The 25,835-nt window shown below is 55.5% G+C and carries 25 protein-coding genes; 10 read left to right on the top strand and 15 right to left on the bottom strand.

Going from position 1 to position 25,835, the window contains the following annotated elements; genetic code table 11:
* The first annotated feature begins 19 nt into the window (after positions 1–19).
* A complete protein-coding gene (locus GJQ55_RS02650) occupies positions 20–550 on the top strand; it encodes an outer membrane beta-barrel protein (protein WP_228345970.1) in 531 nt (176 codons plus the stop codon).
* Positions 551–647: 97 nt separating this feature from the next.
* On the opposite strand, the gene GJQ55_RS02645 is transcribed toward GJQ55_RS02650, so the two are convergent.
* Both GJQ55_RS02645 and GJQ55_RS02640 read right to left on the bottom strand, forming a co-directional pair.
* On the bottom strand, positions 648–2,009 hold the full coding sequence (locus tag GJQ55_RS02645) for a DUF1329 domain-containing protein (protein WP_228345969.1): 1,362 nt from the start codon (positions 2,007–2,009) through the stop codon (positions 648–650).
* 38 nt (positions 2,010–2,047) lie between these two features.
* Positions 2,048–3,952 carry a DUF1302 domain-containing protein gene (locus GJQ55_RS02640; RefSeq protein ID WP_228345968.1) on the bottom strand — a complete coding sequence of 635 codons (1,905 nt, stop codon included), beginning with the start codon at positions 3,950–3,952 and terminating at the stop codon, positions 2,048–2,050.
* A 317-nt stretch (positions 3,953–4,269) separates the two neighbouring features.
* On the opposite strand from GJQ55_RS02640, the gene GJQ55_RS02635 reads away from it, so the two are divergent.
* On the top strand, positions 4,270–5,457 hold the full coding sequence (locus tag GJQ55_RS02635; RefSeq protein ID WP_228345967.1) for a thiolase family protein: 1,188 nt from the start codon (positions 4,270–4,272) through the stop codon (positions 5,455–5,457).
* 422 nt (positions 5,458–5,879) lie between these two features.
* On the opposite strand, the gene purU is transcribed toward GJQ55_RS02635, so the two are convergent.
* The 3 genes from purU to GJQ55_RS02620 all read right to left on the bottom strand — a co-directional run bounded on the left by purU (position 5,880) and on the right by GJQ55_RS02620 (position 8,904).
* Positions 5,880–6,731, bottom strand: coding sequence for a formyltetrahydrofolate deformylase (gene purU / locus GJQ55_RS02630; protein ID WP_228345966.1), 852 nt, complete (start codon positions 6,729–6,731; stop codon positions 5,880–5,882).
* Between the two features lie 104 nt (positions 6,732–6,835).
* Entirely contained in the window at positions 6,836–7,486 is a 651-nt protein-coding gene (locus GJQ55_RS02625) for a hypothetical protein (protein ID WP_228345965.1), read from the bottom strand.
* 128 nt (positions 7,487–7,614) lie between these two features.
* The gene (locus GJQ55_RS02620; RefSeq protein ID WP_228345964.1) at positions 7,615–8,904 is read right to left on the bottom strand and encodes an ammonium transporter; all 1,290 of its coding nucleotides are present in this window, start codon (positions 8,902–8,904) and stop codon (positions 7,615–7,617) included.
* Between the two features lie 335 nt (positions 8,905–9,239).
* Between GJQ55_RS02620 and GJQ55_RS02615 the strand changes: the two genes are divergently transcribed.
* Both GJQ55_RS02615 and ppnN read left to right on the top strand, forming a co-directional pair.
* Positions 9,240–9,839, top strand: a complete 600-nt coding sequence (locus GJQ55_RS02615) for a CBS domain-containing protein (protein ID WP_228345963.1) — start codon at positions 9,240–9,242, stop codon at positions 9,837–9,839.
* Positions 9,840–9,853: 14 nt separating this feature from the next.
* Positions 9,854–11,230 (top strand): nucleotide 5'-monophosphate nucleosidase PpnN, encoded by a 1,377-nt coding sequence (gene ppnN, locus GJQ55_RS02610; RefSeq protein WP_228345962.1) that lies wholly within the window; start codon positions 9,854–9,856, stop codon positions 11,228–11,230.
* Positions 11,231–11,347: 117 nt separating this feature from the next.
* Here the strand turns inward: ppnN and GJQ55_RS02605 are convergent, their stop codons facing one another.
* The gene (locus GJQ55_RS02605; RefSeq protein WP_228345961.1) at positions 11,348–12,856 is read right to left on the bottom strand and encodes a fumarate hydratase; all 1,509 of its coding nucleotides are present in this window, start codon (positions 12,854–12,856) and stop codon (positions 11,348–11,350) included.
* Positions 12,857–12,945: 89 nt separating this feature from the next.
* The gene (locus tag GJQ55_RS02600; protein WP_228345960.1) at positions 12,946–13,635 is read right to left on the bottom strand and encodes a DUF2846 domain-containing protein; all 690 of its coding nucleotides are present in this window, start codon (positions 13,633–13,635) and stop codon (positions 12,946–12,948) included.
* Positions 13,636–13,786: 151 nt separating this feature from the next.
* On the opposite strand from GJQ55_RS02600, the gene GJQ55_RS02595 reads away from it, so the two are divergent.
* Together GJQ55_RS02595 and GJQ55_RS02590 are read left to right on the top strand one after the other, a co-directional pair.
* The gene (locus GJQ55_RS02595; protein ID WP_228345959.1) at positions 13,787–14,308 is read left to right on the top strand and encodes a hypothetical protein; all 522 of its coding nucleotides are present in this window, start codon (positions 13,787–13,789) and stop codon (positions 14,306–14,308) included.
* Positions 14,309–14,351: 43 nt separating this feature from the next.
* Positions 14,352–14,735, top strand: coding sequence for a hypothetical protein (locus tag GJQ55_RS02590; protein ID WP_228345958.1), 384 nt, complete (start codon positions 14,352–14,354; stop codon positions 14,733–14,735).
* A gap of 4 nt (positions 14,736–14,739) precedes the next feature.
* Here GJQ55_RS02590 and GJQ55_RS02585 read toward each other — a convergent pair whose 3' ends face one another.
* Positions 14,740–15,552, bottom strand: a complete 813-nt coding sequence (locus tag GJQ55_RS02585; RefSeq protein ID WP_228345957.1) for a hypothetical protein — start codon at positions 15,550–15,552, stop codon at positions 14,740–14,742.
* 10 nt (positions 15,553–15,562) lie between these two features.
* Positions 15,563–16,351 (bottom strand): hypothetical protein, encoded by a 789-nt coding sequence (locus tag GJQ55_RS02580; RefSeq protein ID WP_228345956.1) that lies wholly within the window; start codon positions 16,349–16,351, stop codon positions 15,563–15,565.
* 221 nt (positions 16,352–16,572) lie between these two features.
* Here GJQ55_RS02580 and GJQ55_RS02575 point away from each other — a divergent pair, with 221 nt between their 5' ends.
* Together GJQ55_RS02575 and GJQ55_RS02570 are read left to right on the top strand one after the other, a co-directional pair.
* Positions 16,573–17,157: a Fe-Mn family superoxide dismutase gene (locus tag GJQ55_RS02575; RefSeq protein WP_228345955.1), complete on the top strand. Its 585-nt coding sequence runs from the start codon at positions 16,573–16,575 to the stop codon at positions 17,155–17,157.
* An 88-nt stretch (positions 17,158–17,245) separates the two neighbouring features.
* The gene (locus GJQ55_RS02570) at positions 17,246–17,830 is read left to right on the top strand and encodes a Maf family protein (RefSeq protein WP_228345954.1); all 585 of its coding nucleotides are present in this window, start codon (positions 17,246–17,248) and stop codon (positions 17,828–17,830) included.
* 11 nt (positions 17,831–17,841) lie between these two features.
* Here the strand turns inward: GJQ55_RS02570 and gspD are convergent, their stop codons facing one another.
* The 5 genes from gspD to GJQ55_RS02545 form a co-directional block, all read right to left on the bottom strand.
* The gene (gene gspD, locus GJQ55_RS02565) at positions 17,842–19,752 is read right to left on the bottom strand and encodes a type II secretion system secretin GspD (RefSeq protein WP_228345953.1); all 1,911 of its coding nucleotides are present in this window, start codon (positions 19,750–19,752) and stop codon (positions 17,842–17,844) included.
* Between the two features lie 14 nt (positions 19,753–19,766).
* Positions 19,767–20,573, bottom strand: a complete 807-nt coding sequence (locus tag GJQ55_RS02560; RefSeq protein ID WP_228345952.1) for a type II secretion system protein N — start codon at positions 20,571–20,573, stop codon at positions 19,767–19,769.
* 101 nt (positions 20,574–20,674) lie between these two features.
* Positions 20,675–21,445, bottom strand: coding sequence for a type II secretion system protein N (gene gspN / locus GJQ55_RS02555; RefSeq protein WP_228345951.1), 771 nt, complete (start codon positions 21,443–21,445; stop codon positions 20,675–20,677).
* Between the two features lie 118 nt (positions 21,446–21,563).
* Positions 21,564–23,654, bottom strand: coding sequence for a neutral/alkaline non-lysosomal ceramidase N-terminal domain-containing protein (locus GJQ55_RS02550; RefSeq protein WP_228345950.1), 2,091 nt, complete (start codon positions 23,652–23,654; stop codon positions 21,564–21,566).
* 140 nt (positions 23,655–23,794) lie between these two features.
* On the bottom strand, positions 23,795–24,091 hold the full coding sequence (locus GJQ55_RS02545; protein ID WP_228345949.1) for a GIY-YIG nuclease family protein: 297 nt from the start codon (positions 24,089–24,091) through the stop codon (positions 23,795–23,797).
* 81 nt (positions 24,092–24,172) lie between these two features.
* Here GJQ55_RS02545 and trhA point away from each other — a divergent pair, with 81 nt between their 5' ends.
* Together trhA and arfB are read left to right on the top strand one after the other, a co-directional pair.
* The gene (trhA, locus tag GJQ55_RS02540) at positions 24,173–24,826 is read left to right on the top strand and encodes a PAQR family membrane homeostasis protein TrhA (RefSeq protein WP_228345948.1); all 654 of its coding nucleotides are present in this window, start codon (positions 24,173–24,175) and stop codon (positions 24,824–24,826) included.
* 8 nt (positions 24,827–24,834) lie between these two features.
* The gene (gene arfB / locus GJQ55_RS02535) at positions 24,835–25,269 is read left to right on the top strand and encodes an alternative ribosome rescue aminoacyl-tRNA hydrolase ArfB (RefSeq protein WP_228345947.1); all 435 of its coding nucleotides are present in this window, start codon (positions 24,835–24,837) and stop codon (positions 25,267–25,269) included.
* Between the two features lie 73 nt (positions 25,270–25,342).
* Here arfB and ilvN read toward each other — a convergent pair whose 3' ends face one another.
* Positions 25,343–25,834 (bottom strand): acetolactate synthase small subunit, encoded by a 492-nt coding sequence (gene ilvN / locus GJQ55_RS02530; RefSeq protein ID WP_228345946.1) that lies wholly within the window; start codon positions 25,832–25,834, stop codon positions 25,343–25,345.
* Position 25,835 lies beyond the last annotated feature (1 nt).

The following is a 25,835-nucleotide window of genomic DNA, read 5'->3' as shown; positions in this document are numbered from 1 at the left end:
CGAACAATAAGGACACTCCATGAACACATTACTGCCCAAAGCCCTGACAACGCCCCTGGCAATGGCCATCGCTACCGCCCTGCCCCTGTTCAGCCTGCAGGTAAACGCCGAGCAGGCCGCCAGTGGCTTTGATAAAAACCGCCTGCACCTGGGCGCTGGTGTTTCCTACAACCACATCGACATGCCCTTTGGTGGCCGCAGTGCCGATGCCGCCGGTATCAACCTGTTTGTAGGTTACGAACTGAGCAACCGCATGCCGGATGTGGTTACCACCGTAGAACTGGGGTACGGCCAGACCGACGACTTCTATGCCGACGGCACCGATATCAGCGGCCTGTGGATCGCCGGCACCATTGCGAAAGACCTGCCGGAAATTAACCCAAACCTGTTCGCCATTGGCCGCTTAGGGCTGGACGGCGGTGACGACGACGGCCTGATTATTGGCGCCGGTGCCGGCCTGCACCTGAACAAATACCTGGACCTGCGCGGCGAATACATTAAGAAAGACGCCAGCAGCGTGCTGCAGGCCAGCCTGGTGTACAACTTCTGAACCCCGGTATTTGCTGAAACAACAGGCATAAAAAAACCCGGCACAGGCCGGGTTTTTTGTGTCTGCAGAACCGGGTTACCCCGGTTCGTCAGATTGCTTAGCGTACACCACTGCGACGCAGGGCCGCCGGAGTGTAGTCACCGCTGCTGCGCTGGAAGCCGAAGTTGTAAGAAGTCGGTTCTTCGTTATCCAGACCCAGCACCAGGTAACGGCCAGAGTTCAGATCGTACAGGGTTTCCACGGCGTACCAGGGCACCAGGTAGTCGTAGTACATCACGCTGTGTGCTTCAGCCACACGCCACAGTTCACCACGGCCATCGTAATGGTCGATCTGAACGGCTTGCCAGGTGTCTTCATCAAAGTAGAACACACGCTTGGCGTACACATGGCGCTTGCCATCTTTCAGGGTGGCTTCTACTTTCCACACGCGGTGCAGTTCATAGCGGGTCAGATCCTGATTGATGTGGCCGGCTTTAACGATCTCATCGTACTTAACCGACGGATCTTTCAGCTTGTAAGAGTTGTACGGAATGTACACTTCCTGCTTGCCGATCAGTTTCCAGTCGTAACGATCCGGAGCACCGTTGTACATATCCAGGTTGTCAGAGGTACGCATACCATCGGCGGCAGTACCCGGACCATCGTAAGACACCTGCGGAGCCAGACGCACACGACGCTGACCGGCATTATATACCCAGGCCTTACGCGGTTCTTTTACCTGATCCAGTGTTTCGTGTACCAGCAGTACGTTACCCGCCAGGCGAGCCGGAGACAGCACGTCCTGCTTGAAGTAGAACAGTACGTTTTCGTCTTTATCCGGCGCGAAGTCGGTCAGCTTGGTACGGAAGGTAAACTCATCCTGCAGACGCACAATGGAATAATCGCCATTGGCTTGCGGAGTAGCCTGACCAACAATACGGCTTACGCTGCCGCCACGGTAACGAACGATGTGGTTCCACACCACTTCCAGACCGTTTTGCGGAATCGGGAAAGCCACACCTTCCACGAAGTTCGCCAGACCGTTACCACCGTCCAGCAGTTTGGTGGTGGTGGCGTTGGTTTTGCTGGAATCGTAAATGTGCTGCGGGTATGCCGCCGTACGACGAGTCTGGTACACCGGCATACGGTAAGTTTCCGGGTACTTTTCAAACATCGCTTTCTGGCCGTCGGTTAAGTTGGCCGCGTATTGCTTGTAGTTAGCCGCCGTAATCACGAACTTCGGCTTGTCATCCGGGAACGGATTCACCAGCTTGTCGCCTTTAGCCACGCCTGCCGGCATGGTGGTTAAACCACCGGTCCAGGCCGGAATGTCGCCCTTACCGGCCATTTCAGCACCGATTGGGGTTAACTGCTTGCCCAGTTTGGCCGCTTCAGCCGGAGATACCGCCGCATTCGCCGCGCTTACCATCAGGGACAGCGCGATAGCGCTGCCCCAGGTTTTATAGTGTTTTTTCAGCATGGTTCATAAACCTCAATAATTCTGTTTTGAGCCAGTTATCAGAATGCGTATTTCAGCGCCAGGGATACGTTGTCACGGTCGACCATCTGATCGTAACGGTTGCCACTGAAACCGGTGTAAGCAACATCCAGTGATGCGTTGTTCAGGTACACGAACGACACACCCAGGGAGTAAGTTAAACGTTCATCAATGAACTGAGCACCCGGCTCCGGACCGTAACCCCGGTCATAAGACAGAGACAGGTTCGGGGTCATGTTCACACCAGCAAAGGCGTTGTTGAAGTCCAGACCCGCACGCAGACGCACACCACCTGACCATTCAGTTACGTAACCTTCATCAGTACAGTAAGTAGAGTTGGAGTTAGCTGTAGATGCAGTTGTACTTGCGCAATCGGCAAATGCATCACCGATACCGTAAGCACCGGAACGGCCATAACGTGCTTTGCTTTTGCTTGGCAGATCGGCTACGTGAGTTACACCACCTTCAACTACCATTGCTAAACGATCAGCACCCAGTACACGGTCAAAGAATTGGATATAGGTCAGCTGTGCTTGCCACACATCTAATTTATCCCAACCATCCAAAATTTGTCCGCCTACGGCACCATTAACAGTATCAATACGTGCTTGCGTAGGATCCGCTGCGGTCATTGCATCGTTAAATCCGCCTAACAATCCCAGCAAACTTAAATCACCACCGCGATCTTGGTACATCAAGCTGTTTTGCTGTAAACCACCCAAGATCAACTCAAAGGCGTTCCATTGGATTGGAGTATCTGGACGGTAGCTAATTTCACCGCCTAAAGACGCGCCGTTAGGCAGACCGGTCGAGAAGCTTAAGCCCATAATTTGAATATCTTCAGGATATGCAATTTGGAACTCAGGGTTACGCAGGTTTGCCACAAAATCTGCATCATTCAAAGCTGCAGCAATTGATGGAACAGCTGCGAAATCAGCTAACAACGATTGCGCTGCAATACCACCATAAGTACCCACACGACCGCTGATATAAGGCATACGGCTATGGATATTCATATAGTACGCACCAAATTCAGTGCCACCGATATATGAACGCAAGGCAATACCAAACTGACCATCATCACGTGGTTTACGGTCGTCCAAACGAGTTACAACCGAAGCTGGACGCAGTGATTCAGGTACATTTGCTTCATTGAAGCCGCTACCGATTACTACGTTGCCGCAACCTTCATATACGAAGTCAATGGTAGAGAAGAAAGTACCGCATGGGTCAACACGGGTTTCTGCCCATTCCAGCTGATAAAACACCTCAAGAGATGTGCTATCAGTAAGGCCGAAAGAAGCAAACGCCATATTGACTGGCAAAAGCCCCTCTTTAACCTCTGCGCCTGGACGACGGAATGCCATCGCATCAACCGGGTTAACACTATTAATGCCACCCTGAATAAAGGTACTCTCACCCCAGTTCACCACCTGACGACCCAAGCGTACGTTCAGTGGACGATCAGCTACGGTAAAGTCACCCCACACGAATGCATCCAGAATTTCAGCGTTACGGCCAGCGTAATCGCGGGCATCATCCGCGATAGGCTTAAAGTTGGTTTTGGAATCCATAATGGCGGTGTCGTACCAGGCGCGGGCACGTACAAAGGCACCGTAGTTTTGGTAACTCAGCTCTAGGTCGCCGTTCCACTTAAAGACGTTGCTGTAAATATCGCCCTGTTTATAGTTCAGAGTGCCATCATCGTAGTTGTACGATGAACCATGACTGGTAGATCCGCCTGAAATACCAATATTATCGGGCATAATCTGACCGTTATCGGGCTTTTCGGTACGCCAGGCCACACCATAACTGATGTTATTGTCGATCTGCATACTCAGATCACCAAAGTTGAATTCAGCAGCCACAGCAGGCATGGCACTCAGTGCCGATACTGCCAGCGCCAAAGGTAGCTTTTTCATCATAGAACCAGACCCTTTACTTATTATTGTCATAGTGGAATCCACCATTATTGTTTTTTGCCCCCAGAATTGGCCGTACGGAACTTAAAAGCCATTCGGGATACGCCGACTATAATGTGGCCTACTATCACCCTCATCACTCGAAAGTATGATTCCATGGAATCACCCCTCAGATTTTGTATCTGCGTGTAACGAATATTCCGGCATCAGCATGCGGCTGTTCAGTTAATAGTCAGCAGGCAGTGTCAACATTAGGTTTCTGCGCGGGCTTCCCTTAAAATGCCGGGGTTTTTTAACGATTCCCGTATTCAGGAGCAGTTATGTCCAAGCAAGATTCTGTTGTTATTGTTGCCGGCGCCCGTACCCCAATGGGTGGTTTTATGGGCAGCCTGTCCAGCGTCAGCGCCACCGACCTGGGCGCCATTGCCATTACCGAAGCGGTTAAGCGCGCCGGTATTGATGCTGCCGATGTGCAGGAAGTGATTATGGGCAACGTGCTGCCCGCCGGCCTGAAGCAAGGCCCGGCGCGTCAGGCCATGCGCAAAGCCGGCCTGCCGGATGCCACCGGTGCCACCACCATTAACAAGCTGTGTGGTTCTGGCATGAAAGCCACCATGCTGGCGCACGACATTATTAAAGCCGGCTCGGCCGAGGTTGTGATTGCCGGTGGTATGGAGTCTATGTCCAACGCGCCTTACGTGCTGGAAGGTGTGCGTAACGGTTTCCGCATGGGTGCCGGCAGCGCGCCGCAAGACCATATGTTCCTCGATGGTCTGCAGGATGCCGAAACCGGCAAACTGATGGGTGCCTTCGCGCAGGAAATGGCCGACAAAAAAGGCTACACCCGTGAGCAGATGGATAACTACGCCATTATGTCACTCACCCGCGCCAAAGACGCCATCGAAAAAGGCCTGAATGCCGCTGAAATCGTGCCGGTGAAAGTGGTCAGCCGCAAAGGTGAAACGCTGGTTGAGCAGGACGAACAGCCGTTTAACGCCAACATCGACAAAATCCCGAGCCTGCGCCCGGCGTTTGCCAAAGACGGTACCATTACTGCCGCTAACGCTTCGTCTATTTCTGATGGCGCGTCAGCACTGGTGTTGATGAGCGAAGCCACTGCTGAAGCCAAAGGCGTTAAGCCGCTGGCACGCATTGTGGCGCACAGCACTCAGTCACAGCATCCGTCTGAGTTCACCGTGGCTCCGGTTGGCGCCATTGAAAAAGTGTTGGCCAAAGCCGGCTGGAGCAAAGACGACGTGGATCTGTTCGAGATCAACGAAGCCTTCGCCATGGTAGCGATGATGCCAATCGACGAGCTGAAGCTGGACATCAACAAGGTGAACATTTACGGCGGCGCCTGCGCCCAGGGCCACCCGGTGGGTTCTACCGGCTCACGCCTGATTGTTACCCTGATGAACGCGCTGAAAAACACCGGCGGCAAGAAAGGTGTTGCCGGCCTGTGTATCGGTGGCGGTGAAGCCGTAGCAGTAGCGATTGAACTGGTTTAATCGGGTTTGATGGCTGGTGCCGCCGCTGGCGGCACGCTGAACGGAAAACGGGAGATGCCTTTGGGTACCTCCCGTTTTTTTATGCCGGTAATTCAGCGGGGTTGTAGGAGGGGAATTTTTCAGCGCAGGTTGTAGGAGGGACATTTTTGTCCCGATTCGGGCCGCAGGCCCGCTTATATCATGCTGCAAAATTGCAGCCTCTGACGCTCTATCGCGGCAAAAATGCCGCTCCTACATTTATTCGTTGGGCGTTCGGAGTTGAGCGTTGGGCGTGCCCGAATTGTAGGAGTGACATTTTTGTCACGATTCGGGTTGTTAAACCCGCCTTCACCGCGTTGATGTTTATCGGCCCGCCGTTGGCGGACATCGCGGCAAAAATGCCGCTCCTACCAGCCTCTCCCGTCTCCCGTTAAGCGTCCTGCTTAAAAAACAATGGTTTTATTGCCGTGCAGCAGCACCCGATCTTCCAAATGGCTGCGCACCCCGCGCGCCAGCACCATTTTTTCCACGTCTTTACCCAACCGCACCATGTCGTCGACGGTGTCGTTATGGCTGATGCGAATAACGTCCTGGTCAATAATCGGGCCGGCGTCCAGCTCGGGGGTAACGTAATGGCAGGTGGCACCAATCAGTTTTACGCCGCGCTCGGCGGCCTGATGGTAAGGCTTGGCCCCAACAAACGACGGCAAGAAACTGTGGTGAATATTAATCACCTGGCCGTGGTAACGGCTGCACAGTTCCGGCGGAATAATTTGCATATAGCGCGCCAGCACAATGGTGTCGGCTTTGTGTTCTTCCACAATGGCGTTCACGCGGGCGAAGTGCTCGGCTTTATTGGCCGGGTCGACCGGTACGTGGAAAAACGGAATGCCGTGCCATTCCACCAGTGAACGCAGCGTATCGTGGTTGGAAATAACACAGGGAATGTCACAGTGCAGTTCTTTACTGTGCCAGCGGTGCAGTAAATCCACCAGGCAGTGGCTTTCTTTACTGGCCATTAAAATTACTTTTTTCGGTGCGCCGGAATCATTTACCTGCCAGTCCATGCCAAACTCTTCAGCAATGGGGGCAAACTGCGCTTTCAGTTCTTCCAGCCCGAAGGGTAAAGAATTGACGCGGATGCAGTGGCGCATAAAGAAGTGGCCACTGACCGGGTCGGAATAATGGTTGGCTTCCACAATCCAGCCGCCGTGGCCGGAAAAAAACTGCCCCACCTTGGCCACAATGCCAACACGGTCAGGGCAGGAAATGGTTAAGCGGTAAACGGGTTCCATAGCGGATCTCATGCATCGTCGGAATGAATGGCCGCTAGTTTACTGCCAGTTGGCGCCGGATGTTACCCCCCGATACCGCTGCTTATAACCAAAGCACCCCGAACTTACTTTTCCAGCAGCAACCGCGGGTCGGCATTATGGCGGCGATCCGCCCCGGCACTGCGGATGCTGAGGCTGAGAATGCGGTCAGCATCCACCGGGCCCAGGTATTCACACAAGCCGATGTAAACAAAGTTCAGCAGGCGCTTCAGCTGCACCAGCGGCGCGCCCTGCACGGCGATGGGGTCACCGCCCTGCTCCCATAAGGTGAAGGCATAGGCGATGTTTTGCGGCAGGCCATTGCGCACAGCCTGTTCGCTGGCAAAGCGTTTTACCTGCCGTGCGGTATCGGAACGCAACTGGCCGAACAGATGCTCCAGCACACTGCTGAAGGCCTGGCTCCAGTCAGCACTGTCGGCTGCAAATACGCCCAGCGCTTCCTGCTGCTGGCGGTACTGCAGCATCTGCTCGATGGGGTCTGGTTTTAAGCCGTTGCTGTTGGCCATCAGCTGGCTTATTAATTGCCGGTACAGCTGGGGCCGGTTGGCGGATATTTCCGGAATATCTCCGCACTGCGATAAAAATCCATTTAATTCGTACTGGGATTTATCGGCAAACTGATTTTGCCAGCGCCACATGGCTTCCCACAGGGTTTCCCCGCGCAGATAGTCCGACAACACAGTAAATACAGCACGACGTTTACTTTCGATTGTCATGGTTACAGCTCATTTTTTTACAGTGAATGGTAATACTGAATCGTTATTCGCTATGGTCAATTACTCACGACGGCCAATTATTCGCGATGACCAATTATTCGCGATGACCAATTATTCGCGATGGCTAATTATTCCCGATGATAAGTAACGTTCTGATGAAATTCCGGATAACCGATTTCATCATGCTCGGTGTAATCCAAACCGCGCTGCTCGTCTTCGGTACTGGCCCGCAAACCGAATAACTTATGCAGTACATAAAACAAAATTAACGCCGTCGGGAAAGCCCAGAAAAAAGCCGAGAAAATACCGATAATCTGTACTGCAATCTGGTAGCCATCAAACATATTGCCCTGCACAAACATGCCCGCTGCCAGTGTGCCCCAGGCACCGGCAAAGCCATGTACCGGAATGGCGCCCACCACATCATCCAGGCGACGACGCTCCAGCCAGCCGGCGCCGTACACCGATATAGCGCCGGCGATTAAACCGGTTAACGCGGCAAACTCCGGCCCCATGCTGGCAGCACCGGCGGTAATACCCACCAGTCCGGCAACACTGCCGTTAACGGTGGCGGTTAACAGCACCGGGCGGCGGGTTATTTTGCTGAACAGCAACGCACCAATGGCACCGGCCGAAGCCGCCAGCTGGGTATTCAGAATAATCAGGCCCACATCCGCGCTGGCCGCCAGCGTGCTGCCGCCGTTAAAGCCGAACCAGCCCAGCCATAAAATAAAACCACCCAAGGCCACCAACGATAAATTGTGGCCGGGAATGGTGCGCGGCTGGCCACTGTTGCGATCAAAACGACCGGTACGGGCACCCAGCACAATAATGCCGGCCAGTGCGCACCAGGCACCCACTGAATGCACCACGGTAGAACCGGCGAAATCAATAAAGCCCAGTTTGGCCAGCCAGCCCTGCCCGCCATACATGCCACCCCAGGCCCAGCTGCCGAACACCGGATAAATAAAGGCCGTAATTACACAGGCGGCCACTAAATACGCATCGTAGCGGGTGCGCTCTGCCATGGCGCCACTGCAAATGGTTACCGCCGTGGCGGCGAACATAATCTGAAACAATAAAACGGTAAAATCCCAGGGCGTGCCGGTGGTTAAGGCAAAATGACTGGCACCAAAAAAACCGCTGCTGTTACTGCCGAACATCAGGCCGAAACCCACCAACCAGAAAATAAGGCTGCCAGCGCACACATCGACATAGTTTTTCATCATCACGTTGACGGCATTTTTAGCCCGAGACATACCGCTTTCCAGCAAGGCAAAACCCGCCTGCATAAAAAACACCATGGCGGCAGCAATACACACCCACAAAATATTGATGTTCTGACTGCCAGCCACCGCCCCGTCGGCATTGGCTGCCAATGGCATCAGCAGCAGTAAAGCGGATAGTTTTTGTTTCATCGTTTGTTCCTGAATAATATTTTTTGTCGCTGCGCGTACAGCAAACGACTGAATGGTTACTCAGGAAAGGCAAGGGCTGTGCCATTACTGTGAAAGGCATTAATAAAATGCCCAAAGGCCCGTTGCCGCACTGTTTTTTGTGATTGATTTCAACCTGTCACCGCCATGGTGCCGGTAGCCGTGCGCCGCGACAGCGCAATGTGGTGAACCATAATTGAGCATGCCAGCAAGCACTGCACCATAAGGGTACGCCCCTGTCCGCGCCGCACCGTACAAAGCTGACACTGTTCTTAGCCACTGTTATATTGCCCACAGGCCAGCAACAGGACAGCACTATGGCACTGGTTGTATTTGATATGGGTCGGCGGGTAGAAACCCCGATACGGCCACAGCAAAAGCGGGTACAGGCCACCGAAGCCACCGCCGGTGTACACCCGATTTCGCATACCGATGCCAGCCACAGCGGCGAAGCGGCCCTGCAGGCGTATCAGCAACAAAAGGAAAAGCATCCCGATGCGGTCGGTTTTATCCGTGAGGTGATGCACCGCGAAGTGCGCACACTGCCGCCCTCAGCCACCGTGCAACAAGCCTGGGATCTGGTGCAGAAAACAGGTTACCACCATTTGCCGGTGATCGATGAAAACCGCCAGGTGCTGGCCATGTTTTCTGATTTTGATTTGCTGCAGGCCTTAGCCCGCCAACCGGCGAGCACGCTGCCGCTGTTCTGGCGCAGCAACATTATGGCGCTGACGGTTAAGCCGGTGCTCTGTGTATTGCAGGATACCGACATACGCCAGAGCAGCCGCATTTTATACGAGTACAACATTGGCGCCCTGCCGGTTCTGAATAACAACAACGAACTCTGTGGCATTGTTACCCGCAGCGATATTCTGCGTTTACTCAGCCACTATGGGCCAATGGAATTATGGGCCTGACGGCCGGAGATTTTATGGTTAAGCATTACGAACTGATTCACCCGAAAACCACCATGCGCGTATTGTCGCGCTATGAAATTGAACAACTGCGCGACATCGACAGCGAAACCTACGAACTGGTAAAACGCTGCTGCTATGCCGTGCTCAGCGCCGGCAGCCAGTCGGATAATTATCTGGAATTAAAAGAAGAATTCCGCCATTTCGATATTGAAGTGCAGCAGGAAGACCGCGGCATTGTGCTGAATTTAATTAATCCGCCGGAAAGCGCTTTTGTCGATGGCGAAATTATCCGTGGTGTACGCGAGCAACTATTTTCGGTACTGCGCGATGTGCTGTATGCGCAGGAATCCGTGTTAAAAGCCCATCGTTTTAACCTCAGCAACAGCGAAGACATTACCAACGCCGTATTTCATTTATTGCGTAACGCCAATGTCCTGAAACCTGATTGTGTACCCAACCTGGCGGTATGCTGGGGCGGGCATTCCATTCCGCTGCAGGAATATCAGTACACCAAAGATGTGGGCTACCAGATGGGCCTGCGCGGACTGGACATTGGCACTGGCTGCGGCCCCGGCGCCATGAAAGGCCCAATGAAAGGCGCCACCATCGGCCACGCCAAGCAACATTTGCGCACTGGCCGTTATATCGGCATTACCGAACCCGGCATTATTGCTACCGAAGCGCCGAACCCCATCGTTAATGAGCTGATTATTCTGCCGGATATCGAAAAACGGCTGGAAGCTTTTGTGCGCCTGGCGCACGGCATTGTTATTTTCCCCGGCGGCCCCGGTACGGCCGAAGAACTGCTGTATTTGCTCGGCGTTTTGCTGCACCCGGACAACCACAACATGCCCTTCCCGCTGGTGTTAACCGGCCCGCAGGAAACTGAAGCCTACCTGCGCGACATCGACCGCTTTATTGGCAGTACGTTGGGCAGCGTGGCGCAGAAACGCTACCAGATTATTATCGATGACCCGGTAAAGGTTGCTCAGGTGATGAAAGAAGGTATTACCCGGGTGGAAGATTACCGTCGTCGCCGTAACGACGCCTATTTCTTCAACTGGGGCCTGACCATTGACCCCGACTTCCAGCTGCCGTTTGACCCCACCCACGACGCCATGGCCAACCTGTGCCTGAGCAAAGACCAACCGGCACACCGGCTGGCCGCCGATTTACGCCGGGCTTTTTCCGGCATTGTGGCAGGCAACGTCAAAGAAGTGGGCATTACCCGGGTGATGGAGCACGGCCCCTACCAGCTGCGCGGCGATGCAGACGTGCTGGCGGGTATGGATAAACTGCTGAGCGCGATGGTGAGCCACGGCCGCATGCGCATCAGCGGTAACTACACGCCTTGCTATGAAATTGTGCCGGCGGATTGCTGTAATGACTAACACACTTTAACCGACAGTATTGGGTGGTATCGGCCAGTATCAATAGTCGGATAAATCTGCAATAAAACAAAAGGGAGCCGAAGCTCCCTTTTGTTATTTAACGCTGCAAATTTCTGCTCAGATTTCTGTGGCGTTAATTTTGGCGTACCAGGTTTGCGGGCCGGTTTTATGCACCGACTCGCCTTTGGTATCCACCGCCACGGTTACCGGCATGTCTTTTACGTCGAACTCATAAATGGCTTCCATACCCAGGTCGGCAAAGCCCACCACTTTGGCGGATTTAATCGCCTGGGATACTAAGTAAGCCGCACCGCCCACCGCCATCAGATACACGGCTTCGTTATCTTTAATGGCTTCGATGGCGATATCACCACGTTCGGATTTACCGATCATGCCCAGCAGGCCGGTTTTTTCCAGCACCAGACGGGTGAATTTATCCATGCGGGTGGCTGTGGTTGGGCCAGCCGGGCCAACCACTTCGTCACGCACCGGATCAACCGGGCCAACGTAGTAAATAAAGCGGCCTTTCAGATCCACCGGCAGCTCTTCGCCACGGTTGATCATATCGGCCATACGCTTGTGCGCGGCGTCACGGCCGGTGAGCATTTTGCCGGACAACAGAATGGTTTCGCCGGTTTTCCAGTCTTTGACGTCTTCCGGAGTAACGGTATCCAGATTCACGCGACGCACGGAATCACCCACTTCCCAGGTAATTTCCGGCCAGTCATCCAGCGACGGCACTTCCAACTGCGCCGGGCCGGAGCCATCGAGCACAAAATGGGTGTGACGGGTGGCGGCACAGTTCGGAATAATCGCTACCGGCTTGTTGGCAGCGTGAGTCGGGTAATCCATTACTTTGATGTCGAGCACGGTGGTCAAACCACCCAGGCCCTGAGCACCAATACCCAGTTTGTTTACTTTCTCGAACAGCTCTAAACGCAGCTCTTCGGCGCGATTCTGCGCGCCACGGGCCTGCAGCTCGTGAATGTCGATCGGCTCCAGCAGGGCTTCTTTGGCCAGCAGCATGGCTTTTTCAGCGGTGCCGCCGATACCAATACCCAGCATGCCCGGCGGGCACCAGCCGGCGCCCATTTTCGGTACCTGTTCCAGCACCCAGTCGACGATGGAGTCAGACGGGTTCAGCATAGCAAACTTGGATTTGGCTTCCGAACCGCCACCTTTGGCTGCGACGTGCACGTCGACGGTGTTACCCGGTACCAGTTTCATGTGGATGATGGCCGGGGTGTTGTCTTTGGTGTTTGCACGCTTGCCGTCCGGATCGGCCAGCACAGACGCACGCAGCACGTTATCCGGGTGGGTGTAAGCGCGGCGTACGCCTTCGTTACACATATCTTCCACGCTCATGTCGCCTTCGAACTTAACGTCCATACCGATGGTGAGGAACACGGTGACGATACCGGTGTCCTGACAGATCGGTCGGTGGCCCATGGCGCACATACGGGAGTTGATCAGAATCTGTGCCATGGCGTCTTTGGCAGCCTTGGATTCTTCACGCTGGTAGGCTTCGTGAACAGCCTGAATGAAGTCTTTCGGGTGGTAGTACGAAATGTACTGCAGTGCATCGGCGACGCTCTGGATCAGGTCTTCTTGCTTGATCACCGTCATGGCAGGTCTCTCTCATCAGCTCGCGGGAGTAAAAACGCCCACGGCGGTGGGCGTTTAAAGGCGGGCATTGTAGCGCATTGGCAGCTGGCCTAAAACGGCCACCAGCCCTGTTCTTTAGTGTTAGGCGCTTCATTATCCACGGCCGGCAGGCTGTCGAGCGTATCGCCACCGCGGCCTGGTTGCGGGACGGCGGCATAGGCAACCGGCTGTTCCGGTTGCAGACGGTCGCGGCCCCGGTGCAGCATTTTGGTTACCGGCAGCTCCGTCAGCGCCAGCGTGGGCGATACCATTTGCAGCGGACCGTCTCCCAGTGGGTTGACGTCCTGATCGGGGATAATTTTCGGCGGGTCAATTTCGGAATAGCGCAGGTAATACACCTTGCCCGGTTGCGCTTCCAGCTGCAGCCGTGACAGGGTTTTGATGACCAGATCGCCGACACCTTCCAGCCCCAGCAGGCCACGCCGCATCACCAGGTTATAGCTGCCCGGCTCCAGTTCATACCAGGTATAAGCACCGCCTTTCAGGTTGAACAGGCGCTCGCCATCGACGTTAAAACTGGGGGTTTCCAGCTCATCCATCGACCACTCAGTCGCCGGACGATACACGTACAGCAATGCGGTGTTTTCGTAATCCCAGCGCGGGCCAACCGGCTTGAACGCCTGCCCGTCAGGGCCGGACACATAGGAGCCAAAGTTGTCACCGATGGATTGATGGATAGTACAGCCTTGCAGTACGGCCAGCAGACCGGCTGCGGCAAACAACGACACGATTTTTATCATTATTATTTCCTGTCCGTTCCGGTGTCGGTGTGACACCGCCGTTTCAGCACCCGTTGGGTGTTTGTTTACATTCCGGGAGTGTACAGCAAAAATCCGGCTTGCTATGATGCCACCACTTACAAAAAATAACAAAAACAAAAGGGGTCAACCGATGGAAAGATCCTGTTTTACCGCCACGTTCCGTACCGCTCTGGTCTTGCTGCTGTGCCTGCCACTATGGCCGGCCCACGCCAACACCGAGCAATACTTCTCACCCGATCTGGACGATGCCGTCAGTGCTGCCCGCAGCAATCCGGTAAACACCAACTTTGTTGGCGCCCGCTGGTATAACCGCACCACCTCGCGCAGCTTCTCGTTGCCGAAGATGCTGAATACCGAAATGGATGAAGAAGTCATTGAAGGCGCCATGGGGCCAACCGCTGCCGGTGAAGCCGCCGCGGTAGCCGCGCAGCAACCGGCGGTTGATTCAGCACTGGGCCGGCAAAGTAAAAACGCAGCACTGGCCGATACCAGCAGTGAAAAGCTGAAACGCGACAGCGACAGCTCACCGGAAAGCGCCGAGAAAGTGGATGGCAAGAAAGAGCTGTTTATCCCCGAAGCCCGCTCAGAATTTGCGGTAAGCCGTAATATCCGCGCTTCCGGGGTTTCAGTTAAGGCAACGCCTAAACCCTGATGCCTGGGTTGAATCGGGAACCGGATACGGAGGAGAGTGGCTTATGAAGATCATCAGTACGTCTCTGCTTATACTGCCGCTGCTGGCTGCCACTACTACACAGGCTGGCCAGGATGATTACTACGCGCGGGATATTTTTCAGGCCATTAATGAGGCCCGCAAAACGACGCACCATTACGATTACAGCAGCGCCCTGCGCTATAACCGCTCCACATCACTGAGCATTCAGCTGCCCCGGTTACTGAACCAGGAAATGGCGCAGACCATTATTGAAACGCCGGATACCCTGGCAGACACCACGGCCACCCCGGATAACCACGCGTTATCGATCAGCGATTCCTTAACCAGTAAGAAAGACTCTGTGCGCATGGACAGCACACCGTCCGGTCTTACTCCGGTCAGCCCGGTTTCAGTGACGGTGCGTTAACCCTTTACTCAGGTTGTAAAAGCCGTTGCCGGATTTTGCTGCGTACAGGGGCGGTAAATTGCAACAGCACCGTATCGCGCTGCCACTGTGCCGCCGCTTCTGCTGGCAAACCAACGGCGGCCTGCGCCAAATGCGCCAGTAAGGCTTCCACGGCATCCAGCGCCACCAGATCGTAATAGCCGGGCTGGCGTTCAAACCGCTCCTGTACCTCAGCTACCTGTAGTTCGTTCACCACCACCTGCTGTTGCAGCCAACCGGCCAGTGCCAGCGCCAGGTGCACATCTTCCCAGTACCGGAATGGTTTATTGCAGTGCCGGTGGGCATCGTGGCTGAACAGTGCGGTGGCCGGCAGCCGGGTAGCAAAGCTGACCGGAACATGCGGCAAATCGGGCAGGAAGGGTTGCGGATTAGCGGGCAGCACACTCACCTGTGTGGCATCCAGCCACAGCGCCAGCAGGTTTTCACCCGCCTCAGCCGGCCGGGCCACCACACATAACCGGTCCAGCCCCTGCCCCGCCAGCATCACATGAGACTTTTGCCCCTGCAGCAGGCCGCTGTCGGTATTAAAGGTGGTGTGCATCTGACGCGGGTCACGTACCCCACGTTCAGAAATACAGAATGCCGCCCAGCAATCCGGCGGCAGTTGCTTATCCAGACAGCGCATGGCCGCCTGATAGCCGATAAAAAACGCGGTGCCCGGCGTATCGGCCCGCTGGCCCAGTTGCCAGGCCAGCTGCACGGTCGGCAGCTGCGTGAAAGCAGCGGCCAGCTGTTGGCGCAATAACTGTGGCTGAGTAAGGCTGAGAGCAACCTTCACGGGCGGGAAATCAGCGCGGGCCGATGGCGTTCTGCATCCGGTCGAGGCGAATATTCACGTCTTCCAGCTGCAGGCGGATATCGGCCGCATCAGCGCCGATACCGGCTTTCTTCATGCGGGCAATTTCATTTTCCAGTGCCTGAATGGTTTCACCCTGCTGCACCAGACGCAATTCCGTACCCGACAAACTCACCAGCTGGGCTTCGGCTTTTTGCAGACGCTTTTTCAGCTCGGCTTCACGGCTCTGCGCGGCACTGTCGCTGCTGGCCAGTTGTTTTTTCTGCTGTTCCAGGCCGGCGCGCAGTTCTTTATCGGTTTTGCTCAGCTCGGTTTTCACACCAGCAATGGCCTTGCTGTTCATACCGATATCGGCGCGGTTGCGTTTGTTGGCCAGATCCCAGAGTTTGCGGATTTCACTGTCGTGCTCTTTAACGATGGTTTTTAAGGCATCGACGGATAAGTTGGCGTTTTCACCGGTCACCGACAGGCGCTCGTTCAGCACTTCAATATTCTGGGCCTGACTGCGCAGTAATTTTTCGGCATTCAGCAGCTGTTGTTGCTGGGCTTGTACCTGGGTAAACAACCAACCCGCCAGGCCCGCCAGCAACACGCCCAGAACCAGCGCGCTGATGGCCAGGGTTTGTGAGGGCTTGGCACCGGCCGGCTGTTTGGCCGGGCTGCTGCCGGCAGCGGCACGGGCGGCGGCGGCTTTACGCGCCTGCAGTTGTTTCTGCCGCAGTGCAATATCTTCCTGCGATGGTTTCATATCCGACAGGAGTGGTTCTTTATCCTTATCCATCTGGTGCCCCGTTATTAGTCATTATTATGAGCGCGCCAGTATAACGGCTTGCGGCAGCAGCGAAAACGACTGCAGGGTAATAACCACACCGGAATACCCCTACAAAGTGCGTGAATAGCACCCTTGGGGCCGGGGTGTTATGATTCGGCACCGAATAAGCAGCACCGGAGCAACCGGTGCCGTCAGTACAACGTACTCAGCAACCTTGATGGAGAGAGACCATGGCATTTGAATTACCTGCCCTGCCGTATGAAAAAAACGCTCTGGAGCCGCACATTTCTGCCGAAACTCTGGAATTCCACCACGGCAAGCACCACAACGCTTACGTAACCAACCTGAACAACCTGGTTCCGGGCACCGAGTTTGAAGGCAAAACCCTGGAAGAGATCATCAAGACCTCTACCGGCGGTATCTTCAACAACGCCGCTCAGGTTTGGAACCACACCTTCTACTGGAACAGCCTGAGCCCGAACGGCGGTGGCGCTGCTACTGGCGCTGTGGGTGATGCAATTAACGCCACCTGGGGTTCTTTCGAGAAATTCCAGGAAGAGTTCAACAAAATGGCCGTTGGCAACTTCGGTTCCAGCTGGACCTGGCTGGTGAAAAAAGCCGACGGCACCCTGGCCATCGTTAACACGTCTAACGCGGCTACCCCGATCACTGAAGCCGGCGTTACGCCGCTGCTGACCGTGGACCTGTGGGAACACGCTTACTACATCGATTACCGTAACCTGCGTCCGAAGTACCTGGAAAACTTCTGGGCTCTGGCCAACTGGGAATTCGCCAACAAAAACTTCGCGGCTTAATATCGCGTTGTGCTGTTGAAAAAACCGGGCTTGTCCCGGTTTTTTTATTTCTGTAAAAAAGCCTGCTTTCCCAGCCTGAGGATCAGCCATGCAATTATTACTGGCGTCATCATCGTCTTACCGCCGTGAATTATTAAGACGGCTGCGCATTCCCTTTGACTGGGCGGCCCCGGATATTGATGAAAGCGCGTTACCGGGTGAAGCACCGGCCGACTATGTGCAGCGGTTAGCCTGTGCAAAAGCCCAGGCCTTGCGCGCGCAATTTCCGCAGCACTGGATTATCGGCTCGGATCAGGCCTGTGTGATTAACGGCACCATCACCAGCAAACCCGGCACGGTTGCAAAGGCCGTGGCGCAGCTGCAGCAATGCAGTGGTAAAACCGTGCAGTTTTTTACCGGTCTGTGCTTACTGGCACCGGATGGCCAGGAATATTGTCTGATGGAGCCCTTTGCCGTGCAGTTCCGCGATCTGAGTGACGCGGAAATCCGCCGTTATGTGGCGCTGGAACAACCGCTGGACTGTGCCGGCAGTTTTAAAGTGGAAGGATTGGGTATTAATTTATTTGCCGCCCTGCACGGGCGCGACCCCAACAGCCTGATTGGCTTGCCGTTAATCGGCCTGCTGGAATTGCTGCGCGCTGCAGGGTTTGAGCCGCTGCAGCTGGCAGAGTAAGAAAATGCCGGTTAACGGGTAACCGGTAAGCCTTTAAACAGATCGGTTACCGTGGTGTCATTGCTGTTACCGATTTTATCGGACACGGTAAATTCCCAGATGCCGTTGAATTTTTCAGTGGTGACATCGCGGGAAACACCGCTGTTATTCACAATGGTGGGGCGTAAAAACACCATCAGGTTGCTTTTTACCTGAGTAACGGATTTTGATTTAAACAACCAGCCCAGCAGCGGAATATCGCCCAGCAGCGGCACTTTGCTTTCCACTTCGCGCATATCGTCACGGATCAGGCCACCCAGTACGATGGTTTCTTCGTTGTCGGCCAGAATCATGGTTTTTAACGAGCGTTTATTGGTAATTAAATCGGCACTGCCGGCCACCGTGGTTTGCGCCACCGATTCCGCTTTGGCTTCCACTTCCAGGCGAATGGCGGTGCCATCATGAATGTGCGGTTTTACTTTTAAGGTAATACCCACGTCCTGACGCTGAATGGTGGTAAAGGGGTTGGTGTTGGTGCTGGACGCGGTAGAGCCGGTTAAAAAGGGTACGTTCTGACCCACAATAATTTCCGCTTCCTGGTTATCCAGCGTCATGATGCTGGGGGTGGATAACAGGTTGGTATTGGTGTTGGTCGATAACGCCTGCATGATCAGACCAAATTCCGGCTGACCGTTGGACTCACTGTAACCACCCAGCGTCAGGCCGCTGCCGAGAGCAGCGGACGGGTTGCCGCTGACAATGCTGCCGGCAATGCTGCTGAGCGAAGGCCCGGCATTGGAGAAACTGGTGCCGCCCACCGGCTGATCCAGATCACCGGAAAACCACTGAAAACCCAGGGCATCACTGATATCGCCGGTCACTTCGACAATGGCCGATTCAATTAATACCTGCGCCCGGCGTACATCCAGCGCCGACACCAGTTCTTCAATTTCTTTCATCAGCGACGGTTCGGCCCGCACCACCAGTGCGTTCAGTTCTTCGTCGGCATGAATGCCGGCTTTGCCCTTGGCCTGGTTGTCTTTATCGCCGGCGGGTGCATCCGACAATAAACCATTCAGCAATTCGGCCAGTTTTTTGGCATCGGCATACTGCAGCCGCATTACCCGCGCACTGCCGGTAAAATAAGACGGCTGATCCAGGTCTTCAATCAGTTTACGGATACGCTCGCGGGCGCTTTTTTCGCCTTTAATAATTAACCGGTTACTGCGTTCATCGGCCACCACACGAATGGAACCGGCGGTATTTTCGTTAGCGCCCGCCGCGTTGCCCTGCGATACCTTGGCCGGGTCGAGGTTCTGCAGCATGGTGACAACGTTGCCCACCCAGGCTTCTTTCAGCTGGATGACTTCCAGCTCTTCACTGCCGGAGCGGTCGAGGCGGTCAATAATTTGTTCGATGCGGAAAATATTGTTGGCATGGTCGGAAATAATTAATGCGTTAGCGGATTTTACCCCGGCCAGATGACCGTATTTCGCCACCAGCGGGCGTAAAATCGGCACCAGATCCAGCGCCGGAGTGTTTTTAATCATAATGACTTTGGTCAGCAGTTCCTGACTGTCGACCTGCACGCTTTCATCCAGGTCGCGGCCCTGCTGTTTGACATCGTTCTGCTGCACAATCAGCGTTACATCACCCGCCGGCACGGCCACAAAGCCCTGCACCTGCAGCACGGATAAAAACAGTTCGTACACCCCGTCTTTATTCATCGGTTCGCTGGACAGCACGTTCACTTTGCCTTTAACCCGCGGGTCAATCACAAAGCTTTTGCCGGTAATGTCGGCCACCTGAGAAATAAAGGCGCCGATATCGGCTTCCTTCAGATTAATTTGCCAGCTGTCCGATGCTGCGGTTTGTGTGCCGGTCTGTGCCTGCGCCACGCCACCAATGGCCAGCAACACCATAAATGCCCAATGCTTTAACACGCTGATTTCCTTTATTAATTCAGACTGTGATTCACCACAAAACGATTATTGCCGCGCTGCACTTCTATTCGCGCACTGCCCTCGGCACTGACCTGTTCCAGCACTTGCTGATCGGCCTGCGGGTCGCCCAGCGACTGTCCGTTTACCGACAAAACAATATCACCCGGCTGCAACTGCAGCGCCGTTAACATAGAGCCCGGCGTTACCCGGTAACCCTGCCCGGCACCAATGCTTTCCAGCCCCAGCTCCCGCAGCGCGCCTTCGGCATCGGCGGAGGCTTCGGTGGTGACCATATTCATAAAATCCGCCGGTGAGCGCACCTCACGGAAGCGTTCGCGCAAGCTTCCCTGTGGCGTGGCCGTTACCGGAGCGACCGGTGCGGCAGCAACGGCCCGGGCACTGATGCCGGCGGCGCTGAGCTCGTCAAACTTCAGGGTTTCCAGTTTGCCGTTGGTGTTGAGAATCACGCGGTCGTCATACACGGCAGCCAGGCGGGTAGAACCCTGTACCACATCACCGATACGATAAAACTCACCACTGGCACCCCGGGGCGCAATAATGGCGCTGGAGACATCATCGCGCGGGCCTTTGGTAATGCCCAACAGCTGCAACCGTAAACGGGTTTCCGGAGCGCTGACCTGTTCAGTGACCGGCGCCAATGGCTCGGCGCCCACCTCACCGAATAAATGATATTGCGCCGTTCCCTGCACGCCGCCACTGACAACGCTGTTCCCGGCTGTCTGTGCCGGCGCCGGCAATACCAGGGGTTCCGGAGCGACCAGTCGCCAGACCAACGCCGCCAGCTGTATTGCAATCAGCACCGTAAGCAGGACTTTGCCTGCAGCCAGAATTCGCCGCTGCCACGCCGGTCTTATTGTTTGTTGTTCCGTCAATCCGGTACTCCCCAATGCCGCGCTCAAGGTTACAGAACCTTCTGTGACACTTCAAAAATTACGCTGTCGGCCTCGGCCTGCACCGGCCAGGGCTGACCGATGATATCCAGCAGGCGGCGCCGCAAGGCCAGACCTGCCCAGCCATCCGGTTGTAAATAACCGCGCAGCAGGGTTTCTCCGCTTTCGGTGGTCAGGTCCAGCGCCGCCCGTTCCGGTTCCCGCCCCAGCTGCCCTAACAGTACCGGCAGCGTGGCATTAACGGGTTTATTGTCCACCAGCAGGGTGACGGCGCCACCACTGTACACCAGCTGACCGGATAACTGCTGAAACACCAGCGTGTTCAGATCAACTTCGGCCAGTAAGCGGTTCAGCTCGACATTACCTTCGGCTTTGGTGCGCTGACGCTGCAGCATGGGGGCTAATGGACGCAGGTCGAAATAGCCATCGGCACCATTAATATGCAGCACCTTATTCAGGCCGATCTGTAACGGCAGCTGCAGGCGTAAATCCGGGCTGTCGATCTGCAGGCGTAAATCGGCACGGCCGGCCAGTAAGGCCCAGGGCGATAATTCCCAGCGCGTATCCAGCACGCCCAGTTCCCGTAACTGAATTACCTGCACCTGAATGCGGCCACGCCATAACGTACCGCTGACTTGCTGCACCTGCACCGGCAGGGCCGACAATTCGGGTGCCAGAAAACGCCAGACAAAATGCAGCGGCGTGGTCAGCAGCAGCGTAATAAGGAAAGCGACTAAGCCCAGCAGAACATACCAGCGGGCGGCCCAGATGGATTTCAGCATGTAATTTCTTGTTATCGTATAGATCCGGCAGCCATTCTACTCAAGAGGGGGACTAAACCTAAAGGAACAATATGACAGTCCGGTAAAAAAGCGGCGCTTATTCGCGCCGCACCGGTGTTTATTGCCCGCTATGCGCCATATCCGGCACCGGTTGCTGCCCGGCCTGCCAGTGAAACGGGGCCGAATACAGCGCCGGCTGCCCGGCCCGGCCGGCAATCACAAAGCGGTATTCGCCACCCGCCACCGGGTTGTACCAGCGGGTTTCGTAGTGCGCCATGCCGTCGTCTTTGTGGGTTTTCAGGTAGCGCACTTCAATGTCGTAACCATCGTCATGCACCGGCTCGCCGGCGTTATGCAGCAGCTGCCACTGATCGCCATGGCGCTGTTCTATCCGTACCAGCGGTTGGTGAAAATCAATCTGACGCGGGCCAACATCCAGCCAGCGCACCGCGATGTAATCTTCTTCATGGGTATCTTCCGCCGCAACAGCCAGCGGTGCTTGCAGCCAGCGGCGCTGACCGCTGCTGACGCTCTCCGGCGGCAGAAACGAATTCACTTTCAGGGCATAGCGCCATTCCGGTTTCAGTTCCTGCAGCGGGCCTTGTTGCAGAAAATCCTGCGCCAGTATGCCCAGCTGCTCGGCCAGATACGGTGTGCTGTACTGGCCATAGAGCGTATGACCGCCTTCGTAGTTCTGGCGCGAATACTCTTCCGGTGTGGTGGTGTAGCCGAAATAACCATTGGCGTTACTGGCCACCCACACATAACGCAGCGGCTGTCCGGCCGCATTAAAGGCATCCTGTACCCGCTGGCTGATGCGGCGACCCGCCTCGGTGGTGGTTTCAAACGGCAGCGGCAGAATCAGCATGTCGTTGATGCGCAGCAGCTGGAACAGCACGGTATTGGGAAAGCTGTCTTTCGGTTCCAGCAGTGGCTGCAGGAATGAAAAGCCCAGATGACGCTTGTTGCCCTGACAGCCCTCATTAAAGAACCACCAGCGGCGCGCCATGACATTACCGCCTTTAAAGAACGGAATGGCGGCCAGAAAGGGGGTACGGCGCTCAAAGGCACCGGCGGCCACCGGGTTGCCCACGGCGGCGTCCTGACAGATTGCCACCTCGCCCGCCTGATGATGTTCACGGATGTTCAGTTCACGCGCCGCACTGGCCAGAGACACCTCGGCGGTCAGCTCCCGCCCCAGGTCCTCAAACAGTTCAATGGCTTCACGACCAATGCCCTGCCCGAGCTGTTTGGCGGCTTTCCAGTCGACGTGATGATGACCAAAGGTGTTATCACCCTGTTCTGGCAAGGCCGGCGCCATATCGCCCTGGGTGCCAGTGCTCAGCGCATGCACCACCGGCCACGGGGTGTTGTAACGGTCGCGGATGGTCCATTCCAGATCTTTCTGGGCATAGGCAAACAGGTCAGCGTTGTAGACCTCAACCGGTACGGTCAGCGCCGTGGCGTGTACAGAAAAACTGGAGAATGCCGCCAGCGGTTTAAACGCACCGTCGTCATCTTTCACATCCACCCGCACCATGTACAGCGACGGGTTCACGGCGCGGAATTTTTGCTGCGAATCGTCCAGATCCACCTCGCCCACGTTGTGGTTCAGCGCCCAGGAATCCAGTGAGCGGTTACGGTTGTAGCCATAAATGTCTTTTTTGCCGGTGGCGATTTTGGCCGGGCGGCGGCTATTGAAAGCATCGATAATGCCGGCACTGATGCGCGCGGTGGCGAACTCCAGAAACTCCGGCTCCAGCCATTGGCCGCTGGACATGTGTTTGTTGTAAAAATCGTTATCGAAGAAATTCACCGGCGCCGAATGGCTGTGCGAGGCGGTAATGGCAATATCGGCCGGCTTCAGCCCGGTCGTCTCCGCCACCCGCGCCGCCACCGCATGCTGCAGCAATAACGAGGCGGCCGTCAGATCGGTCTGCACCAGCGCCATGGCCTGACCTTTACCATCATGCAGATACACCACACGCGCTTTAATGCGGGTACGGAACCCCTGGCCGCGGTTGGCCATTACCGAATAGCCACCCATGGGCATACCCGGTGGCGGGGTAATATCCACCGACACCGCACCGGCTTCGGCATACTGGCTTAATGGCGGCGCTGCCGGCAGCGGCTGGTTAATATCAAGGGTGCGGGTATTGGCACAGGCCGTCAGGCTGACCAACGCCAATAAGGAACAAAGCAGACGCATGAAAGTACCCTGTGAGAAGGTTTTCTTTGTTGTTGTTATAAGTTGTACGTTTGTACCACATCAGTATCCGCCGGCACAGGTGCGGATACGCCGGCAAACCCCACATTATTTCCATAACAGAACAACTGATATTTCAAAAATCAGCTAATGATTGCATCCAGACCAATCAGCCCGCTCACCAGCGCTTCTTTGCGGGCTTTTGGCCATTGTTTTATCTGCCACTCCAGCTGCATGGCCTGCTGCTTATCCGCTGCGGGGTAAGTAAACACCAACTGCAGCGGCCCGCGGCCACGTAAGGCTTTGGCGCTACGCGGGCCATCGGCGCAGTGTTCACGGAAACGCCGCTCCATATCGTTGGTAACACCACAATACAGGCTGCCGGCGGCGGTACGGACGAGATACACCAGCCAACCACTGGCGGCAGAATCTTCTTGCATGCTTCGGTAGCGCCTTTTGCACGATGATAAAAATACCGTATCGTAAGCGCCTCTCACCTTACATAAAGAATTAATTGCATTATGCACGCTATTTTCCGTGATCCCGTCAGCGGCCTCAGCCATCTGGCCGGCGCTGTATTTGCCATTGTGGCGCTCTGTATTCTGGCTGCGCAGGCTGCCCTGCACGGCGGTGTGTGGCACATGGTGTCGTTTATGATTTTCGGCGCCACCCTGCTGCTGATGTTTGCCAGCAGCACGCTGTACCACCTGGTGCATGCGCCGGCGCCTGTTATCCAGCTGCTGAAACGCATCGACCACATGGCCATTTTTCTGCTGATTGCCGGCACCTATACGCCCATCTGTTTAATTCCGCTGCATGGCAGTACCGGCTGGTGGCTGTTTGGCGTGGTGTGGGCACTGGCCTTTGCCGGCGTCATTCTGAAGCTGGTCTGGCTGAGTGCGCCGCGCTGGTTCTCGACCGTTATTTATGTGCTGATGGGCTGGCTGGTGGTGTTTGCTTACCCGGCGCTGGAACAGATTCCGGCCGAGGCCTTACGCTGGATGGCGTATGGCGGCATCAGCTATACCCTGGGTGCCGTGGTGTACGCCACCAAATGGCCGGACCCCTGGCCAAAATGGTTTGGCTTTCACGAAATCTGGCACTTGTTTGTGATTGGTGGCGGCTTCTGCCATTTCTGGGCCATTGCTTTCCATCTGGCCGATGTACCGGTATAACCCGGTTCATGAATGAGATTACCGATCCGCTGTTTATCAGCAACGCTGTCCGGATTCCCTGGAGCGACATCGAACTGACCGCCATCCGCGCCCAGGGCGCCGGCGGTCAGAACGTCAATAAAGTGTCCAGCGCCATTCACCTGCGCTTTGATATCCGCGCCTCGTCCCTGCCCGACTTTTACAAAGAACGCCTGCTGGCGCTTAACGATCAGCGCATTACCAAAGACGGCGTGGTGGTACTGAAAGCGCAGCAATTCCGCACCCAGGAACAAAACCGCGAAGACGCGCTGCAGCGCTTACAGGCCTTAATTCAGAGTGCCGGCAAAGTGCTGCCAAAGCGGGTACCCACCAAGCCCACCCGCTCCTCGCAGGTGAAACGGGTCGACAGCAAAGTAAAACGCAGCGCCATCAAAAATCTGCGCGGCCGGGTGCGGGGCGAGTAATAGACCTTACCTCCTGAACCTCGGCCATAAAAAAAGCCCTCCGGAGAGGGCTTTCAGGCGCTGAACCTTAACCTTACAGGCTCAGGATCTTCTCGCCGCGGGAAATACCGGACACACCGGTACGCACGGTTTCCAGTACACAACCCGTACCGATGGCTTCGATAAAGGCTTCCAGCTTGTCGGTGGTACCGGTCAGCTGGATGGTGTAAACACTGGCAGAAACATCGACGATCTGGCCGCGGAAAATATCGGCCGTGCGTTTAATTTCCGCGCGCTGCGCGCCCAATGCTTTTACCTTAATCAGCATCAGCTCGCGTTCAATGTGCGGGCCTTCCGACAGATCCACCAGCTTCACCACTTCAATCAGCTTGTTCAGCTGCTTGGTGATCTGTTCGATCTTACGGTCGTCGCCGTAGGTGGTCATGGTCAGACGCGACAGGGTTTTGTCTTCGGTCGGCGCCACGGTCAGGGTTTCGATGTTGTAGCCGCGTTGCGCAAACAGGCCGATAACCCGTGACAGTGCGCCCGGTTCGTTTTCCAGCAGAATTGAAATAATGTGTCTCATG

Origin of the sequence: Venatoribacter cucullus (assembly GCF_016132445.1) — a bacterium.
In the GTDB taxonomy this organism is placed as follows: Bacteria; Pseudomonadota; Gammaproteobacteria; order Pseudomonadales; family Oceanobacteraceae; genus Venatoribacter; species Venatoribacter cucullus.
The sequence above is the reverse complement of the archived record's forward strand: the minus strand, read 5'-3'. Positions and strand labels throughout refer to the sequence as shown.